Source organism: Pseudomonas sp. YA1, from assembly GCF_058680555.1.
The window spans coordinates 232,389-248,864 of sequence record NZ_JBZWBG010000010.1; the positions used below are offsets into that span (position 1 = coordinate 232,389).

Annotated in this window: 19 protein-coding genes; 9 read left to right on the forward strand and 10 right to left on the reverse strand. The window is 67.0% G+C overall.

From position 1 onward, the window contains the following. The first annotated feature begins 1 nt into the window (after window position 1). The 3 genes from pscS to pscU are packed head-to-tail and all read left to right on the forward strand — an operon-like array spanning window position 2 to window position 2,099. Window positions 2-268: a SctS family type III secretion system export apparatus subunit PscS gene (gene pscS, locus AC4OR5_RS16475; protein ID WP_003087672.1), complete on the forward strand. Its 267-nt coding sequence runs from the start codon at window positions 2-4 to the stop codon at window positions 266-268. Beyond that, complete coding sequence (gene pscT, locus AC4OR5_RS16480) at window positions 265-1,053, forward strand: SctT family type III secretion system export apparatus subunit PscT (RefSeq protein ID WP_003132884.1); 789 nt, start codon at window positions 265-267, stop codon at window positions 1,051-1,053. The genes pscS and pscT overlap by 4 nt, the downstream gene beginning before the upstream one ends. After that, window positions 1,050-2,099, forward strand: coding sequence for a SctU family type III secretion system export apparatus subunit PscU (gene pscU, locus AC4OR5_RS16485; protein WP_003087668.1), 1,050 nt, complete (start codon window positions 1,050-1,052; stop codon window positions 2,097-2,099). The genes pscT and pscU overlap by 4 nt, the downstream gene beginning before the upstream one ends. A 105-nt stretch (window positions 2,100-2,204) precedes the next feature. Here pscU and AC4OR5_RS16490 read toward each other — a convergent pair whose 3' ends face one another. The 3 genes from AC4OR5_RS16490 to speE all read right to left on the reverse strand — a co-directional run bounded on the left by AC4OR5_RS16490 (window position 2,205) and on the right by speE (window position 6,200). Continuing rightward, window positions 2,205-4,307 (reverse strand): LTA synthase family protein, encoded by a 2,103-nt coding sequence (locus AC4OR5_RS16490; protein WP_003122869.1) that lies wholly within the window; start codon window positions 4,305-4,307, stop codon window positions 2,205-2,207. A 2-nt stretch (window positions 4,308-4,309) separates the two neighbouring features. Continuing rightward, a complete protein-coding gene (locus tag AC4OR5_RS16495; protein WP_058160695.1) occupies window positions 4,310-5,179 on the reverse strand; it encodes an NHL repeat-containing protein in 870 nt (289 codons plus the stop codon). A 160-nt stretch (window positions 5,180-5,339) separates the two neighbouring features. Then, on the reverse strand, window positions 5,340-6,200 hold the full coding sequence (speE, locus tag AC4OR5_RS16500; RefSeq protein WP_003103196.1) for a polyamine aminopropyltransferase: 861 nt from the start codon (window positions 6,198-6,200) through the stop codon (window positions 5,340-5,342). A 148-nt stretch (window positions 6,201-6,348) separates the two neighbouring features. Between speE and AC4OR5_RS16505 the strand changes: the two genes are divergently transcribed. After that, window positions 6,349-7,242, forward strand: a complete 894-nt coding sequence (locus tag AC4OR5_RS16505) for a DNA-3-methyladenine glycosylase family protein (RefSeq protein WP_058160697.1) — start codon at window positions 6,349-6,351, stop codon at window positions 7,240-7,242. A 15-nt stretch (window positions 7,243-7,257) separates the two neighbouring features. Here AC4OR5_RS16505 and AC4OR5_RS16510 read toward each other — a convergent pair whose 3' ends face one another. From AC4OR5_RS16510 to aroC, 6 genes are all read right to left on the reverse strand, one after another. Beyond that, entirely contained in the window at window positions 7,258-7,449 is a 192-nt protein-coding gene (locus AC4OR5_RS16510) for a PLDc N-terminal domain-containing protein (RefSeq protein ID WP_003103184.1), read from the reverse strand. A 48-nt stretch (window positions 7,450-7,497) separates the two neighbouring features. Beyond that, window positions 7,498-8,175, reverse strand: a complete 678-nt coding sequence (gene mtnC, locus AC4OR5_RS16515) for an acireductone synthase (protein WP_058160699.1) — start codon at window positions 8,173-8,175, stop codon at window positions 7,498-7,500. A 71-nt stretch (window positions 8,176-8,246) separates the two neighbouring features. Further along, window positions 8,247-8,792 carry a 1,2-dihydroxy-3-keto-5-methylthiopentene dioxygenase gene (locus AC4OR5_RS16520; protein ID WP_003087656.1) on the reverse strand — a complete coding sequence of 182 codons (546 nt, stop codon included), beginning with the start codon at window positions 8,790-8,792 and terminating at the stop codon, window positions 8,247-8,249. After that, complete coding sequence (locus AC4OR5_RS16525) at window positions 8,789-9,406, reverse strand: methylthioribulose 1-phosphate dehydratase (protein WP_058160701.1); 618 nt, start codon at window positions 9,404-9,406, stop codon at window positions 8,789-8,791. Before AC4OR5_RS16525 ends, AC4OR5_RS16520 begins: the two co-directional genes overlap by 4 nt. Beyond that, window positions 9,403-10,554: an MFS transporter gene (locus tag AC4OR5_RS16530; protein WP_003087654.1), complete on the reverse strand. Its 1,152-nt coding sequence runs from the start codon at window positions 10,552-10,554 to the stop codon at window positions 9,403-9,405. The genes AC4OR5_RS16525 and AC4OR5_RS16530 overlap by 4 nt, the downstream gene beginning before the upstream one ends. 43 nt (window positions 10,555-10,597) lie before the next feature. Then, window positions 10,598-11,689 carry a chorismate synthase gene (aroC, locus tag AC4OR5_RS16535; protein WP_003087653.1) on the reverse strand — a complete coding sequence of 364 codons (1,092 nt, stop codon included), beginning with the start codon at window positions 11,687-11,689 and terminating at the stop codon, window positions 10,598-10,600. A 107-nt stretch (window positions 11,690-11,796) separates the two neighbouring features. On the opposite strand from aroC, the gene AC4OR5_RS16540 reads away from it, so the two are divergent. Both AC4OR5_RS16540 and AC4OR5_RS16545 read left to right on the forward strand, forming a co-directional pair. After that, complete coding sequence (locus AC4OR5_RS16540; protein WP_003132885.1) at window positions 11,797-12,780, forward strand: alpha/beta hydrolase; 984 nt, start codon at window positions 11,797-11,799, stop codon at window positions 12,778-12,780. Window positions 12,781-12,857: 77 nt separating this feature from the next. Then, window positions 12,858-13,637 carry a hypothetical protein gene (locus tag AC4OR5_RS16545; protein ID WP_003087649.1) on the forward strand — a complete coding sequence of 260 codons (780 nt, stop codon included), beginning with the start codon at window positions 12,858-12,860 and terminating at the stop codon, window positions 13,635-13,637. A gap of 24 nt (window positions 13,638-13,661) precedes the next feature. Here the strand turns inward: AC4OR5_RS16545 and prmB are convergent, their stop codons facing one another. Further along, window positions 13,662-14,576: a 50S ribosomal protein L3 N(5)-glutamine methyltransferase gene (gene prmB / locus AC4OR5_RS16550; protein WP_003087648.1), complete on the reverse strand. Its 915-nt coding sequence runs from the start codon at window positions 14,574-14,576 to the stop codon at window positions 13,662-13,664. A 170-nt stretch (window positions 14,577-14,746) separates the two neighbouring features. Between prmB and AC4OR5_RS16555 the strand changes: the two genes are divergently transcribed. The 3 genes from AC4OR5_RS16555 to AC4OR5_RS16565 all read left to right on the forward strand — a co-directional run bounded on the left by AC4OR5_RS16555 (window position 14,747) and on the right by AC4OR5_RS16565 (window position 16,450). After that, entirely contained in the window at window positions 14,747-15,343 is a 597-nt protein-coding gene (locus AC4OR5_RS16555) for a cysteine hydrolase family protein (RefSeq protein ID WP_003110433.1), read from the forward strand. A gap of 172 nt (window positions 15,344-15,515) precedes the next feature. Further along, on the forward strand, window positions 15,516-15,836 hold the full coding sequence (locus AC4OR5_RS16560; RefSeq protein WP_003087644.1) for a hypothetical protein: 321 nt from the start codon (window positions 15,516-15,518) through the stop codon (window positions 15,834-15,836). A gap of 56 nt (window positions 15,837-15,892) precedes the next feature. Next, window positions 15,893-16,450, forward strand: coding sequence for a Smr/MutS family protein (locus AC4OR5_RS16565; protein WP_058160703.1), 558 nt, complete (start codon window positions 15,893-15,895; stop codon window positions 16,448-16,450). Window positions 16,451-16,476 lie beyond the last annotated feature (26 nt).

Sequence of the window (16,476 nt, forward strand, 5' to 3'; positions counted from 1 at the left end):
CATGAGCAGCGCCGACATCCTCCACTTCACCAACCAGACCCTGTGGCTGGTGCTGGTCCTGTCGCTGCCGCCGGTACTGGTCGCGGCCCTGATCGGCACCCTGGTATCGCTGGTCCAGGCACTCACCCAGATCCAGGAGCAGACCCTCGGCTTCGTCGCCAAGCTGGTGGCCGTGGTGGTGGTACTGTTCGCCACCAGCGGCTGGCTGGGCGGCGAGCTGTACCGTTTCGCCGAAATGACCCTGCTGAAGGTGCCGCTGGTGCGATGAGCGTCCAGGACCTGCAGCAACTGCTGCTGACCTACAGCCTGCTGCTGCCGCGGATCATCAGTTGCTTCGTGGTCCTGCCGGTGCTGGCCAAGCAGACCCTGGGCGGCGGCCTGGTGCGCAACGGCGTGGCCTGCTCGCTGGCGCTGTTCGCCTACCCGATCGTCGCCGGCAGCCTGCCGCCGGCCCTCGGCGCGCTGGACATCGCCCTGCTGATCGGCAAGGAAGTGCTGCTCGGCCTGCTCATCGGCTTCGTCGCCACCATTCCCTTCTGGGCCATGGAAGCGACCGGCTTCATCATCGACAACCAGCGTGGCGCGGCACTCGCCTCGACCCTCAACCCCAGCCTGGGCAGCCAGACCAGCCCCACCGGGCTGCTGCTGACGCAGACGCTGATCACCCTGTTCTTCTCCGGCGGCGCCTTCCTCGCGCTGGTCGGCTCGCTGTTCAGGAGCTATGCCAGTTGGCCGGTGAGCAGTTTCTTCCCGCAGTTCGGCAGCCAATGGGTGGCATTCTTCTACGCGCAGTTCTCGCAGATGCTGATGCTCTGCGCGCTGTTCGCCGCGCCGCTGCTGATCGCCATGTTCCTCGCCGAGTTCGGCCTGGCGCTGGTCAGCCGCTTCGCCCCGTCGCTGAACGTGTTCATCCTCGCCATGCCGATCAAGAGCCTGGTCGCCAGCCTGCTGCTGGTGCTCTACCTGGGCATCCTCATGGAGCACGCCTACGATGCCCTGCTGCTCGCCGTCGACCCGCTGCGCCTGCTGCGTCCCGTGCTGGAGACGCCATGAGCGCCGAGAAGACCGAGCAGCCCACGGCGAAGAAGCTGCGCGACGCCCGCCGGCAGGGCCAGGTGGTGAAGAGCAAGGAAATTGTCTCCAGCGCGTTGATCCTGTCGCTGGTGGCGCTGCTGATGGGCTTTTCCGACTACTACCTGGAGCATCTCGGCAAGCTGCTCCTGCTGCCCGCCGAGTACATCGACCTGCCGTTTCGCCAGGCGCTGGAGACCATCCTGGAGAACCTTCTCCAGGAACTCCTCTACCTGCTGGCGCCGGTCCTGCTGGTCGCGGCGCTGGTGGTGGTGCTCAGCCATGTCGGCCAGTACGGCTTCCTGCTCAGCCTCGACAGCGTCAAGCCGGACCTGAAGAAGATCAACCCGGTGGAGGGCGCGAAGAAGATCTTCTCGATCCGGAGCCTGGTGGAGTTCCTCAAGTCGACCCTGAAGGTCGCCCTGCTCTCCCTGCTGGTCTGGCTGACCTTGCAGGGCAACCTGGCCAGCCTCCTGCGGATTCCCGCCTGCGGGCTGGACTGCGTGGCACCGGTGAGCGGGCTGATGCTCAGGCAACTGATGCTGGTCTGCGCGGTCGGCTTCCTGGCGATTGCCGTCGCCGACTACGCCTTCGAACGCCACCAGCACTACAAGCAGTTGCGCATGAGCAAGGACGAAGTGAAGCGCGAGTACAAGGAGATGGAGGGCAGCCCGGAGATCAAGAGCAAGCGCCGGCAATTCCATCAGGAACTGCAATCGAGCAACCTGCGCGCGGATGTCCGGCGTTCCTCGGTGATCGTCGCCAACCCGACCCACGTCGCCATCGGCATACGCTATCGACGCGGCGAAACACCCCTGCCGCTGATCACCCTGAAGCACACCGACGCCCTGGCCCTGCGGGTCCGGCGCATCGCCGAGGAAGAAGGAATCCCGGTGCTGCAACGAGTTCCGCTGGCACGGGCGCTGCTGCGCGACGGCAATGTCGACCAGTACATACCGGCGGACCTGATCCAGGCCACCGCCGAAGTCCTGCGCTGGCTGGAAAGCCAGCAGACGGATACACCCTGAACGCTATCGGGCAGGGTGGCCGCCTCGGCACCGGCAACGCAAGACGCTGCGACCTGGCGCCGAAAAAAAGGGGCCCGAAGGCCCCTTTCACATGCTTGCTACGGGTCAGTCCTTGTCCGGGATCCCATGTACCACGCCCGCGGTATTCTCCAGCAGGCTCTTGGTCGCGGTCTGGATGAACGACTCCAGCTTCTTCTGCAGCTCGGCCTGGTCCGGCACGTCCTTGGTGATCACCGCCTTGGCATCGCCGCCCAGCTGGTAATCGTAGACGCGCACGTCACCGTCCTTCGGCCGCACCAGGATGCGGTTGCCGGAGACGATGGCGACGTTCTGCTCGCTGCCCGACGGCTTGATCACGCCGAAGCCCTTGTCGCCTTCCGGCAGGTTCAGCAGGTCGCGGCCCCAGCACTGGTGGACGGTCTCGCCGCCGAGCAGGCCCATGATGGTCGGCACGATGTCGACCTGGGTACCGACGGTCGGCAGGTGGGTACCGAACTTCTCCTGGATGCCGGGGGCGATCAGCAGCAGCGGCACGTTGAAGCGGTGCAGGTCCATCTCGGTGAGCTGCTCGGGGCTGCCGAAGCCATGGTCGCCGACCACCACGAAAAGGGTGTCCTTGTAGTACGGCGACTTCTTCGCCTTCTCGAAGAACTGGCCCAGCGCCCAGTCGGAATAGCGCATGGCGGTCAGGTGCTCGTCGAGCGAACCGTAGCCGGTCACGCGCTCCACCGGCAGGTCCTTCGGCAACGCATAGGGCACGTGGTTGGAGAGGCTCTGCAACAGCGCATAGAACGGCTTGCCGGTGCTCGCCAGCTTGTCCAGTTCCTCGTTGCCACGGGCGAACATGTCCTGGTCGGAGACGCCCCAGGTCGGATCGGAGAACACCGGGTCGACATAGTCGTTGCGGCCGATGAAGGTGGTCATGCCCTGGTTGCTGAAGAAGCCGGACTGGTTGTCCCAGGCGAAATCGCCGTTGTAGACGTAGACGTCCTCGTACTGGCGGGCGCTGAGCAACTGCGGCAGGCCAGAGAACTTGTGGCCGCCCTCCGGGGTTTGCATCAGGTATTCGAAGCCCGGCAGGTTGGGGAAGCAGGCCATGGTGGCGAACATGCCCTGGTGGGTATGGGTGCCGTTGGAGAAGAACTGGGTGAACAGCAGGCCTTCCTTCGACAACTTGTCGAAATACGGCGTGATGTTGCCCGGCGCGCCCAGGGCGCCGACATAGTGGCCGGCGAAGCTTTCCAGCAGGACCACCACCACGTTGCGGATCGGCAGGGTATTCGCCGCCGGCGGGGTGAACTCGCGGCGCACCGCGGCCTCATCGGCGTCCACCAGCTTGTCGTTGGGGGTCAGCAACATCTGCCGGGTGGTCTCCAGGGCGACCTTGTCGTCCAGGGTGGCCTTCCAGATGTTCGCGCGGTCTTCGGAGAAGCGCTCCTTGGCCGCCTTGACCAGGGTCAGGGTGCCGTTCAGGCCCAACTGGTTGGCGAACATGGATTCGGTGGTGAAGGCATCGCCCCAGCGCAGCGGCGGGCCCTGGCGCAGGGTGCCGCGGGCGGCGAGGACGCAGACCAGCACGCAGAGGAACAGCACCACGCCGCGCACGTACCAGGGCGCGGCAGCGCTCGGCCGGGCGATCACGCTGTCTTCGCGCGGCTTGCGCTGGCTCGGGCGGGTCGCCAGGTCGATGGCCTTGAACACCCGGTACAGCACCCAGGTGGCGAAGGCCCAGGCCAGCAGGTAGCGGACCACCGGGAAGCCGTACCAGAGCATGCTCATGACGGTCTTCGGGTCTTCCGACATGTACTGGAAGACCAGGCTGTTCAGGCGCTGGTGGAACTCGCGGTAGAAGTCCAGTTCGAGTACGCCGAGGAACAGGGTGATGCTGGCGAACAGCGTCAACCATGTACGGAACAGGCCGCGAGCGGCCATCGCGCGTACCGCGAACAGCGACAGCACCAGCGGCGCCACGGCATAGACGACGACCCGCAGGTCGAAACGCACGCCGTTGCCGAACGCCTCGAGGAAGGTGCTCGCCGGGGTCGCGCCGATCAGTTCGCGGTTGTAGATCAGCAAGGCCAGGCGCAGCAGGCTGAACATGACCAGCAGCACCAGCGCGCTGAGCGCGGTGAACGCCAGGTGGCTGCGGATGGTGGGCTGGAACAGCCGTGGGGGCGATTGGGTGGTTCGGACTTCCGTTTGGTCCATGTTTACAATTCGCTCTTCTGTCGTTCGATTTCGAGAATGCGGTCCCGCCCCTGCTCGGCCAGCAGGTAGCGGCCGGGCCCGATGGGCAGTAAGGACTGTGCGGAACGCAGGCGCCGTACGATCACCTGCAGCGGCCCGTCGGGCGGCAGCAGCAAGGCTCGCGCGTTATGCGTCGAGTCCTCGGTGATCCACAGGCCTTCGCTGTCGCACAGCAAAAAGCTCGGTGCATTCAGTCCGTTCAGCACCACCTCGTCCTCGGCCCCCTCATGCAGGCGCATGACGTGGCCACGTTTCTTTTCCGTGTAGAAGACGCTTCCGTCCGGGCAGGCGGCCACCCCTTCGGAGCGCTGCAATCCCTCGCGCAGTACCGTCAGTCCGCCGGTCTCCGGGTCGTAGCGGAGAATCCGCCCGTCCAGGTCGCGATCCTCGGCGGCGTACAGGTAGCGGCCGTCGCTGGCGACGCCCTCCACCTGGATGCCGTCGAACAGCGGCCGGGCCTGCTGGGCATGCCACCAGAACACCGGCGAGGCGCCCTGCTCCTGGCTGATCGCGATGCCGTCGCGGAAGCTGGCCATGCCGTCGGGCTTGGACAGCCCGTCGAGCACCGTATCGCGGCTGCCATCGGCGGCGATGCGGAACACCAGGCCCTTGCCGTCCTGCAACTCCTGGCTCACGTAAAGCAGGCCGTCCGGGTCGCGGGCCAGGGCGCTGACGTGGGGAATGTCCTCGAGCACTACCCGGTAGGTCCAGCCGGATACGATGGCCGCCGGGGCGAAACGTTGCCAGCCGAGGAAGGCCAGGGCGATGAAGAGGACGCTACCGAGCAGGCAGGAGACTACTACGCCGCTCTGGCGCAATCGTTTGGTCAGCATTCGATGCACTCAAGGACAAAACTGCCATTTATAGCCATGGCAACGGAAAAAAGCGCGCAGATTTTCCCGGATCGATTGTGAAAAAAATGTTAGCTGGCAGTAACAGGGGATGTCGGAGCGACGCATGAAAAAGGGCCTTGCGGCCCTTCTTGGTGAAGCGTCAGTCGTTGTCCTGCTTGCCGATGGCCTGCAGCACATACTGCGGCAGAGCAAACGCGCCCAGGTGGATATCGGCGTTGTAGTAGCGGGTGGCGATGCCGCTGTCGCGGAAGCGCTGGCGCAGCGTTTCCAGCGGAAGGCGACGCAGGCCTTCGCGAGTCGAGCCCCAGGCGAAGGTCATGGCGCCGCCGATATAGGTCGGCACCGCCGCCTGGTAGAAATGCCAGTCGGCGAACAGCCCGTCGGTACGTGCGGCGGTGGTGCGCACTTCCTCCAGTTGCATGAACGGCGTGCCGTTCTGGGTGACCAGGATGCCGCCCTCGTTCAGGCAGCGCCGGCAGGCCTGGTAGAAGTTCTCGGAGAACAGCACCTCGCCAGGGCCGATCGGGTCGGTGGAGTCGGAGATGATCACGTCGAAGCGTTCTTCCGTGGTAGCCACGAAGCGCATGCCGTCGTCGATCACCAGGTTCAGCCGCGGGTCGTCGAAGGCGCCCTGGGAGTGGTTGGGCAGGAACTCCTTACACATGTCAACCACGGTGCCGTCGATCTCGACCATGGTGATCCGCTCGACGCTCTTGTGCTTGGCCACCTCGCGCAGCATGCCGCCGTCGCCACCGCCGATGATCAACACGCGCCGGGCCGCGCCGTGGGCGAGAATCGGCACGTGGGTGAGCATCTCGTGGTAGATGAACTCGTCGGCCTCGGTGGTCTGGATCACTCCGTCGAGCGCCATCACCCGGCCCATCCGGGCGTTTTCGAAAATCACCAGGTGCTGGTGCTCGGTGCGCACCTCATGCAGCATGTTGTCGATGCTGAAGCGCTGGCCGTAGCCCTGGTACAGAGTTTCCTGATAATCGCTCATGGGCCGGGATCTCCCTGGTAAGGCTGCAATCTGGCAGCGGGACTTGCCCGCGCCGCGAAGAAAGGCGCGCATTCTACGCTGGCGGCAATGACAGGTCGAACCCCGCCGGCGGATGGCGCCGGCTGCGCCGGACAGGTATCGTCTGCCCATGAGCCAGCCTACCTCTCCCCTCGTCCTGCACCTGCCCTACCAGTCGCCCTGGGAATGGCGCCAGTTCCACCAGCATTTCGCCCTGCGCCTGCTCGCCGGTGTCGAAAGCCTGGGCGACGACCACTATGCCCGCAGCTTCCGGGCCAACGGCCGCCCGGCCTGGTTCGAGGTGCGACCGCTGGCGGAACGCCAGGTCCTGGCGCTGAGCCTCAGCCCGTCCGCCCATGCCCTGGCCGCCGAACTCGAGGCACGGGTCCGCCGGATGTTCGACCTGGACAGCGACCCGGCCACCATCGCCCGGCATTTCGCCGGGGATCCCCTGCTCGGCCCGCTGGTGGCCGCCAATCCGGGGCTGCGCCTGCCGGTGGCCTTCGACCCCTTCGAACAGGCGGTGCGCGCCATCGTCGGCCAGCAGGTCACGGTGAAGGCCGCGGTGACCATCACCGGGCGCCTGATCCAGCGCCTCGGCGAGCCGCTGGAAAATCTCGGCTACGACGGCATCAGCCACCTGTTCCCGACACCCGCCGCGCTGGCGCAAGCCAACCTCGACGGCATCGGCATGCCCGGCAAGCGGGTACAGACGCTGCAACGCTTCGCCGCGGCGATCGCCTCGGGAGAGCTGAGCCTGGACCTGGCGGACGGCCCCGAGGCGCTGGTGGAGCGCCTCTGCGCGTTGCCCGGCATCGGCCCCTGGACCGCCGAATACATAGCCCTGCGTGCCATGGGCGAAGCCGACGCCTTCCCCGCCGCCGACCTCGGCCTGCTGAAATCCACGGTCTGGGGGCCGCAAGGCATCGATGCGCGCAGCCTCAAGGCCCGCGCCGAGGCCTGGCGGCCTTGGCGCGCCTACGCCGCCATCCACCTGTGGCACCACTACGCCGCAGGCGGCTAGCGCCGCGGCGGGAGGCTACAGCCTGACGTTGCCGCGCGGGCCGGCGATGGCCCAGATGATCAGGCCGAGCACCGGCAGGACGATGATCACCAGGACCCAGATGATCTTCATCCCGGTTTCCGCAGCGCTTTTCAGGATGTTGACGATGGCCCAGATATCCAGGGCCAGGATGACCAGGCTGATCAGCCCGCTGAGGGTGGAACCCATGGCGCGATGCTCCCGAGCAAGAGTGTTCCCTCAGGATAGCCGGCGCGCTCACTCCACGAGGATGTCGGCGAAGCTGGCCACCGTCGGATGGCCGTCCAGGCTGCCGCCTTCGCGGGCCAGGCCGAGCGTGCGCATGCCCGCGTCGCGCGCGGCATCCAGCTCCTGCACCACGTCGGAAAGGAAAAGGATTTCCGCGGCCGGCAGGCCGATGGCCCCGGCGATCCGCGCATAGGAGGCGCTTTCCCGCTTCGGCCCGCTGGTAGTGTCGAAGTAGCCGGAAAACAGCGGGCCCAGGTCGCCGGCCTCGGAACAGCCGAAGATCAGCTTCTGCGCCTGGATCGAGCCGGAGGAATAGACGTACAGGTCCAGCCCACGGGCCTTCCACTCGCGCAGCGCCTGCACCGCGTCCGGGTAGACGTGGCCCTTCAATTGACCGTCGCGGTAGCCCTGGGCCCAGACCATGCCTTGCAGGGCCTTCAGCGGCGTCGCCTTGCGGTCCTCGGCGATCCATTGCAGGAGGATCGCGATCGCCCGCTCGACATCGGCGTCCGCCTCACCGCTCTCGGCACGCACCGCCGCCAGTTGCGCGGCTACCTCGGGCTCCCCGGCGTGTTCGCGGACGAAGTCCGGCAGGTGCCGGGCGGCATAGGGAAACAGCACGTCGAAAACGAAGCTGACCGCGCTGGTGGTGCCTTCGATGTCGGTGAGGATGGCTTTGATGGTCATGCGGACTCCGGATGAAACCGCCCCCGGCAGGACCGGGGGCGCGGATGGTGACGGATGGGACGGTGCCTCGCTCAGTCTTCCAGCAGGGGGAAGCGGCTGGCGATGTCGTCGCCGGTGAACTGGGCGACCCAGCCCTCCGGGTTGTTGAACAGGCGCACGGCGACAAAATGCGGGTGCTCGCCCATGTCGAACCAATGGCGGGTGCCGGCCGGCACCGAGATCAGGTCGTTGCGCTCGCAGAGCACGGCGTAGACATGCTCCTCGATATGCAGGACGAACAGGCCGCGCCCGGCGACGAAGAAGCGCACCTCGTCTTCGCCATGGCGGTGCTCGTCGAGGAACTTGGCGCGCAATTCGGCCTTCTGCGGGTGGTCGCTGTTCAGGCTGACCACGTCCACGGTGATGTAGCCGCGCTCGCGCTTGAGCCGCTCGATCTCGTGGGCGTAGGCGGCGATCACCTCGTCCTGGCTGGCGCCGGCGGCGATCGGCGCGGCGGCTTCCCAGCGTTCGAAACGGACGCCGACCTCGGCCAGGGTCGAAGCGATGTCCTCGGCATGGGTCAGCAGCTTCAGCGGCTGCTCCGGCTGGTTCTCGTGATAGACGGTAAGGCTGCTCATCGGCTCAGACTCAGTACTTTCAGTTCACACTCGAACAGAAACTCGAAAGCTTCCACCTGACGCAGGGCATCGCTCATGCGCGCGCCCCAAGTGTACAGCCCGTGGCCGCGGATCAAATACCCCGGGCAGTGCGGATGCACCTCCAGCCAGGGCTGCACGCGGCTGGCCAGGCGGGCGATGTCCTGGTCGTTGTCGAAGATCGGCACCTCGACCTGGCCTTCGTGGGTGGTGACCCCGGCGAAGGCCTTCTGCAGTTCGTAGTCCTGCAGCACCAGGCGGTCGCCGCGAACCAGGCGGGAAAGCACGGTGGCATTCACCGAGTGGGTATGCAGCACCGCGCCGATCGCCGGGTTCCAGGCATACAGCTGGGTGTGCAGGAGGGTCTCCGCCGAGGGTTTCTTGCCCGGTTCCAGGCTGTTGCCGGCCAGGTCGGTGACCAGCACGTCGTCGAAGCCCAACTGGCCCTTGTGCTTGCCCGAGACGGTGAGCAGCGCGCGCTGTTCGTCCAGGCGCGCGGAGTAGTTGCTGCTGGTTGCCGGCGACCAGCCGCGGCCGTAGAGGAACCGGCCGGCGTCGATGATCTGCTGGGTCAGCTGTTCACGGTTGTCGTTCATGCCCGCACCTCTTGCAAACGGGTACTGATGATAGCGGCTGCCAGCAAGGCTGCCAGGCTGGCGATGGCGAAGGTCCAGGCAGGGCCCAGGCTGTTCCAGCTATAGCCGGAATACAGCGCGCCCAGGGCTCCGCCGGTACCGGCCAGCGCAGCATACAGGGCCTGGCCCTGACCCTGCTGGCGCGGGCCGAAGCTACGCTGCACGAAATGGATGGCAGCCGCATGAAAACTGCCGAAGGTGGCGGCATGCAGCGTCTGGGCAAAGACCAGCAGCGCCAGGCTGTCGGCCAGGTTGCCGAGAAGCAGCCAGCGCAGCGACGCCAGCAGGAAGCTCGCGGCCAGCACCTGGCGCAGGCTGAAACGTTGCAGCAGGCGTGGCATGGCGAGGAACAACATGACCTCGGCGACCACCCCCAGCGCCCAGAGCAGACCGATCAGCGCCCGGCTGTAGCCCAGTGATTCCAGGTGCAGGGTCAGGAAGGTGTAGTACGGCCCATGGGACAGCTGCATCAGGCACACGCACAGGTAGAACGCCAGCACGCCCGGCTGGCGCAACTGGGCGAGGAAGCCGCCCTCGCCTTCGCGTGGTTCGCGATGGGCCGGCTGGGCGTTGGGCACCCACCAGCTGCACAGCACGATGCCGAGCATGATACCCAGCAGCGTCGCCGGGTAGACATCCAGGCTCAGGCGCTCGAACAGCGCGCCGAGACCGACCACGGTGCAGATGAAACCGATCGAGCCCCACAGGCGAATCCGGCTGTAGCTGGCGCTGCGCTCGCGCAGGTGGGCCAGGGTGATGACCTCGAACTGCGGCAGCACGGCGTGCCAGAAGAACGCGTGCAACGCCATCACCAAGGCCAGCCAGGCGTAGCTGTGGCTGACGAAGATCAGCGAGAAGCCCAGCGCTGTGCATACCGCGCCGAAGCGCACGATGGCCAGGCGCTGGCCGCTGCGGTCGCCCAGCCAGCCCCACAGGTTGGGCGCGACGCAACGCATCAGCATGGGAATCGCCACCAGCTCGCCGATGCGCGGGCTGGGGAAGCCCAGGTGATGGAAATACAAGGCGAGGAACGGCGCCGTGGCGCCGAGCAGGCTGAAATAGAAGAAATAGAAGCTGGACAGGCGCCAGTAGGGAACCGCGCTGGTCACGATCCGCCGTTCACCCGTCCCGCACCGCGGCCTGCCACAGCCCTCACAGCTGCGGCAGGACCGGCGTGTCGACGCGCACGTCGGCGTTCTGCCCACGCTGGCGCAGCAACTGGTCGAGCAGGACGATGGCCATCATCGCCTCGGCGATCGGCGTGGCGCGGATGCCGACGCACGGGTCGTGACGGCCCTTGGTGATCATGTCCACCGGCTCGCCGGCGGTATCGATCGAGCGCCCGGGAGTGGTGATGCTGGAGGTCGGCTTCAGCGCCAGGTGGGCGACGATCGGCTGGCCGGAGGAGATCCCGCCGAGGATGCCGCCGGCATTGTTCGACAGGAAGCCTTGCGGGGTCAGTTCGTCGCGGTGCTCGGTGCCGCGCTGGGCGATGCTGGCGAAGCCGGCGCCGATCTCCACGCCCTTCACCGCGTTGATGCTCATCAGCGCATGCGCCAGTTCGGCGTCCAGGCGGTCGAAGATCGGCTCGCCCAGGCCCGGCGGCACGCCTTCGGCGACCACGGTGATCTTCGCCCCGACCGAATCCTGGTCGCGGCGCAACTGGTCCATGTAGGCCTCCAGCTCCGGCACCTTGTCCGGGTCGGGGCTGAAGAAGGCATTCTGCTCGACGCTGTCCCAGCTCCTGAACGGAATCTCGATCGGCCCGAGCTGGCTCATGTAGCCGCGCACCTGGATGCCCAGGCCCGCCAGGTATTTCTTGGCAATAGCCCCGGCGGCCACGCGCATGGCGGTCTCGCGCGCCGAGGAACGGCCGCCGCCGCGGTAGTCGCGCACGCCGTACTTGTGGTGGTAGGTGTAGTCGGCGTGGGCCGGGCGGAACAGGTCCTTGATCGCCGAGTAGTCCTTGGACTTCTGGTCGGTGTTGCGGATCAGCAGGCCGATCGGCGTGCCGGTGGTCTTGCCCTCGAACACCCCGGAAAGAATCTCCACCTCGTCGGCTTCCTGGCGCTGGGTGGTGTGCCGGCTGGTGCCGGGCTTGCGCCGGTCGAGGTCGCGTTGCAGGTCCCGGGCGGACAGTTCCAGCCCCGGGGGGCACCCATCGACGATGGCGACCAGCGCCGGGCCGTGGCTTTCGCCTGCGGTGGTGACGGTGAAGAGCTTGCCGTAGGTGTTGCCGGACATGCGAGGCTCCGCGTGAGGACGAGAGGGAAAGACAGCGGAGTATACCCGTCAAGGACGGGCCTGCGAACCTTCCCCGGAGGACGCGATCAAAGCGCTATCATCGGCCCATGAAGACCTCCATGCCGCGCGCCCTCCTCGCCCTGTTCTGCCTGCTCGCCAGCCTGGCCCACGCCGCTCCCAACAGCATCCTGCACCGCCCCTACGACCTGGACACCGGGCACGGCGTGCTGCGCGGCTCCTTGCTGCTGCCGCGCAGCGCCGTGCCGCCGCCGGTGGTCCTGCTGGTCGCCGGCTCCGGTCCCACCGACCGCGACGGCAACAACCCCTTCGGCGGCAACAACCGCTACCTGCTGCGTCTCGCCGAGGCCCTGGCCGAACGCGGAATCGCCAGCGTGCGCTACGACAAGCGGGGAGTCGCCCGCAGCCTGGCGGCGGCGCCGCGCGAGGAAGACCTCAGCGTCGGCGCCTATGTCGACGACGTGGTCGCCTGGAGCGAGCGGCTGGCCCGCGACCCGCGCTTCTCCCGGCTGATCCTGGTCGGCCATAGCGAAGGCGCGCTGATCGCCAGCCTGGCGGCGCCTCGCACGCCGGCCGAGGAATTGATCGCCATCGCCGGCAGCGGCCAACCCATCGACCGGGTGTTGCGCGAGCAACTGCGCGGTCGCCTGCCGCCGGCGCAACTGCGCCAGGCCGACTCGGTGCTGGCTTCGCTGAAGGCCGGCGAGACCCGCAGCGATATCCCGCCGGCGCTCTCCAGCCTGCTCCGACCCAGCGTGCAGCCGTACCTGATCTCGCTGTTCCGCGAAGACCCGGCCCGCGCGTTCGGCCGCCTGCGCATCCCGACCCTGATCGTCCAGGGCCGCAATGACATCCAGGTCGGCGTCGCCGACGCCAAGGCGCTCCAGCGGGCCAAGCCCGACTCGCAACTGGTGCTCATCGACGGCATGAACCACATCCTGCGGATCGCCCCGAGCACCGGTCTGCAGCAGCTTTCCGCCTACAACGACCCGAACCTGCCGCTGGCCCGGCAACTGGTCGAGGCGGTCAGCCGCTTCATCCTGCGCGGCGCAGACGCGGAAAAAGGCCGCTGAGCCGCTACAGAAATCGCTTCCCGCGCCGACAAGTTCTGAAAGCCGGCCCGTGAAGGCGGCCGGCCAGAGGATGTCCGATGATCGATAGCGATACCCAACCGGCCGCAGAAGAAGCCGAGAAGAAACCGCCGCACCCCTGGGCCGAACTGGCGCCGGAGCATTTCCGCCTGCTCCGCCTGGCGCCGCTGCCCACCGACCGCGCGACCGGCGCCCGCCCCCTGCGCTTCGTCCAGCTCGGCAGGGTCGAACGGCACAGCGCGGACCAGAGCCTGCTGCGCCTGAGCATCCAGGTGCCAGGCCTGATGCTGCGCAAGGAGCAGAACCTGCTGGAGGTCTGGGCCGATCATCGCAACAAGGAAGTGCGTTTCGGCTCGGACGCCGGGCTCAGCCTTGAACCCTTGAACCGCGGGCTGGGCCGTTTCCTGCTGGCCCAGGCGATCGCCTGGGCGCAACGACGCTGGGCCCACTACAAGGTGGAAGGCGGCGCACTGGCGCTGAAGGATGGCCTGACCGAAGACGCACGCCTGCGCCGCGACCATTTCATCCGCGCCCAGGGCTTCGACGTCAGCTATGAGGACCAGCGGTTGCTCAAGGCCCGCTACAGCGCCGGCCGGGTCAGCGAGCTGCACAGCGATTGGCACAAGGACAAGGTGCAGATCGTGCCGCTGCTGGACGCCGCGGCGATGCTGGAACAGGCCGAGCAGACCCTGCAGGCCCAGGATGCGGAGATCCGCCAACTGGAACAGCGCATCAACCACTACCGCCGCGACGACACCAGCTTGCGCTTCACCATCGCCTGCCTGACCGCCTTCGCGGTGTTCCAGGCCGGCCTGCTGATCTGGATCGCCACTCACTGAACCGGCGGCACCAGCCGCCTCCGATCACTTTTCCAAGCGCGAACGGAACAGTTCCCGGTGCTCGCGGCACTGCGCGGCGGACAGCATGAACACCCCGTGGCCGCCGTGCTCGAACTCCAGCCAGGTGAAGTCCACTTCCGGATACAGCGCCTGCACATGGACCTCGCTGTTGCCCACCTCGACGATCAGCAGGCCTTTCTCGCTGAGGTGGTCGGCCGCCTCGGCGAGCATCCGTCGCACCAGGTCCAGGCCGTCGTCGCCGCAGGCCAGGCCGAGTTCAGGCTCATGATGGAACTCCGCCGGCATGTCGGCGAAATCCTCGGCATCCACGTAGGGCGGATTGGACACGATCAGGTCGAAGCGCTGGCCGGGAAGCCCGGCGAAACCGTCGCCCTGGACGGTGTAGACCCGCTCGCCGAGGTCGTGGCGCTCGATATTGACGTTGGCCACCTCCAGCGCATCGAAGGACAGGTCGGCGAGCACCACCTCCGCCTGCTCGAACGCATAGGCGCAGGCGATGCCGATGCAGCCGGAACCGGTGCAGAGGTCGAGGATTCGCGCCGGCTCGGCCGGCAGCCAGGGCGCGAAGCGCTGTTCGATAAGTTCGGCGATAGGCGAGCGCGGCACCAGCACGCGTTCGTCGACGCTGAAGGGAATCCCGCAGAACCAGGCTTCGCCCAGCAGGTAGGCCGCCGGAATCCGTTCCTCGATGCGCCGCCGGAGGATCTCCGCCAACTCGGCGCGTTCATCGTCTTCCAGGCGGCAATCCAGGTAGCTGTCAGAAATTTCCCAGGGAAGGTGCAGGGAGCCCAGAACCAGGTGGCGCGCCTCGTCCCAGGCATTGTCGGTGCCGTGACCGAAGAACAGGCCGGCGGCGTGGAAACGGCTGACAGCCCAGCGGATGTAGTCGCGCAGGGTGAGCAGACGGGACTCGGACATGACGGAATTGCTCCTCGCAACGCACAAAAGGGCGACATTCTAGCCGATCGCGCCGGAGCTGGCCTCCAGCGCGGGAAGTCCATACCACTTTAGTGCGCATGCGGCAAAGGTTCACAGGCTCGCCGATAGGGGCCAGAATGAAAGGCATGTGCCTTCTCAGGAGTAGTGACATGCCTCATCCGCTCACCCTTTTGCAGATCAGCGGACGCGGCTACCCGCCAGCCCCCCTTCGGCAGAGCACCTTGCTGATCATCGATGCCCAGGAAGAGTACCGCAGCGGCGCCCTGAGCCTGCCAGGCCTGGACGCTGCCGCCGCGGAAATCGGCGTGCTGGTGCAGGCAGCCCGCGCCAACGGTACGCCCATCGTGCATGTGCGCCACCTGGGTATCCAGGGTGGCCTGTTCGATCCGCAGGGTCCGCGCGGCCAGTTCCTCCCGGAACTGCAACCGGAAGCCGGGGAAAAGGTCGTGGAGAAACGCCTGCCCAATGCCTTCTCCGGCACCGAGCTGCACGACCTGCTGCAGAACCACGGCCGTCTCGACCTGATCGTCTGCGGTTTCATGACCCATTCCAGCGTCAGCACCACCGTGCGCGCGGCCAAGGACTACGGCTACCGCTGCACCCTCGCCGACAGCGCCTGCGCCACCCGCGACATACCCACCCTGAACGGCGGGGTCCTGAGCGCCGCGGACCTGCAACGCGCCGAGATCGCCGCCCTCGGCGACAACTTCGCGGCGATCGTCGCCCAGGCCCGGGACCTGCTCTGACCGCCCATCCAGCCGCCCTCCCGCCCCGCCCTGCGGAGGACTAGTCTGCCTGCAGGGCCATGGCTTGCGGCGAGAAGACGAGCGGCGCACGGTTTGCCCACGGCTCCCGGGAATCCGGGAACCCGGCCGGAAGGTTCCGGTCCTAGCCCCGATGACACACGAGGAAGTCGGGATGAAGCTGTCCGATAGTTTCGATGCGCGCCGGCTGCGCCCGCGCCGGCCGAGAGTCTGGCGCTGGCGCCTGGCGGCGGCGTTCGCGGCCCTGGTGGCGAGCCTGGGCGTGCTGCTGTCGCTGGCCGGCACCTCGGCCTTGATCGGCCGCCAGCCGGCTGTCGGCATGCTGCATATCGAACCCGCCGCCGGCGGCGTATTGCTGGCCCTTGGCCTGCTGTCGCTCTGCCTCGGCGTGTTCTTCTGGCGTTTCAGCCGCCGTCGCAGCCGCCGCAACAGCGACCTGAGCCTGTCGCCGAACCTGATGAAAAAGCGCGACTGAGCGGGCTGCCGGCGTGCGGCCGATCCGGTAAACTGCGCCGCTTCGCGGAGGCTCCCATGCAAGACGACGACTTTTCCCTGTTCAAGAGCGAGATGCGCGGCGTCAAGCGCATCTCGGTCGATCGAGCCGATACCGGCAAACCTCGCAACGACCGCCAGCAACTCAAGCAGCGCCAGCTCAATGCCTGCGTGCGCAACGACGAAATCCGCGTCGACGGCCTGTCCGACCAGTTCGTCATCGACGTCGGCCCCGAGGACGAGCTGTCCTGGGCCCGCGACGGCGTCCAGGAAAGCCAGTTGCGCAAGCTCAAGCAGGGCCTGGTGCCCTTCGACGGTAGCCTCGACCTGCACGGCATGAGCGTGGAGAAGGCCCGGCAGACGCTATGGGACTTCCTTGCCGAGGCCACCCGCCTGGAAATCCGCTGCGTGCGCGTGACCCATGGCAAGGCCGCGCGCAAGGACGGACGCAGCCCGCTGGTGAAAAGCCACGTCAATACCTGGTTGCGCCAGCACCCGCAGGTGCTCGGTTTCACCTCCTGCCTGCCACGCCACGGCGGCACCGGCTCGGTCTACGTGATGCTGCGCAGGACCATGCTCGAAGGCCGCGACGAGTAGCCGGCAAGCGCCGAGTCTTGCCAGCG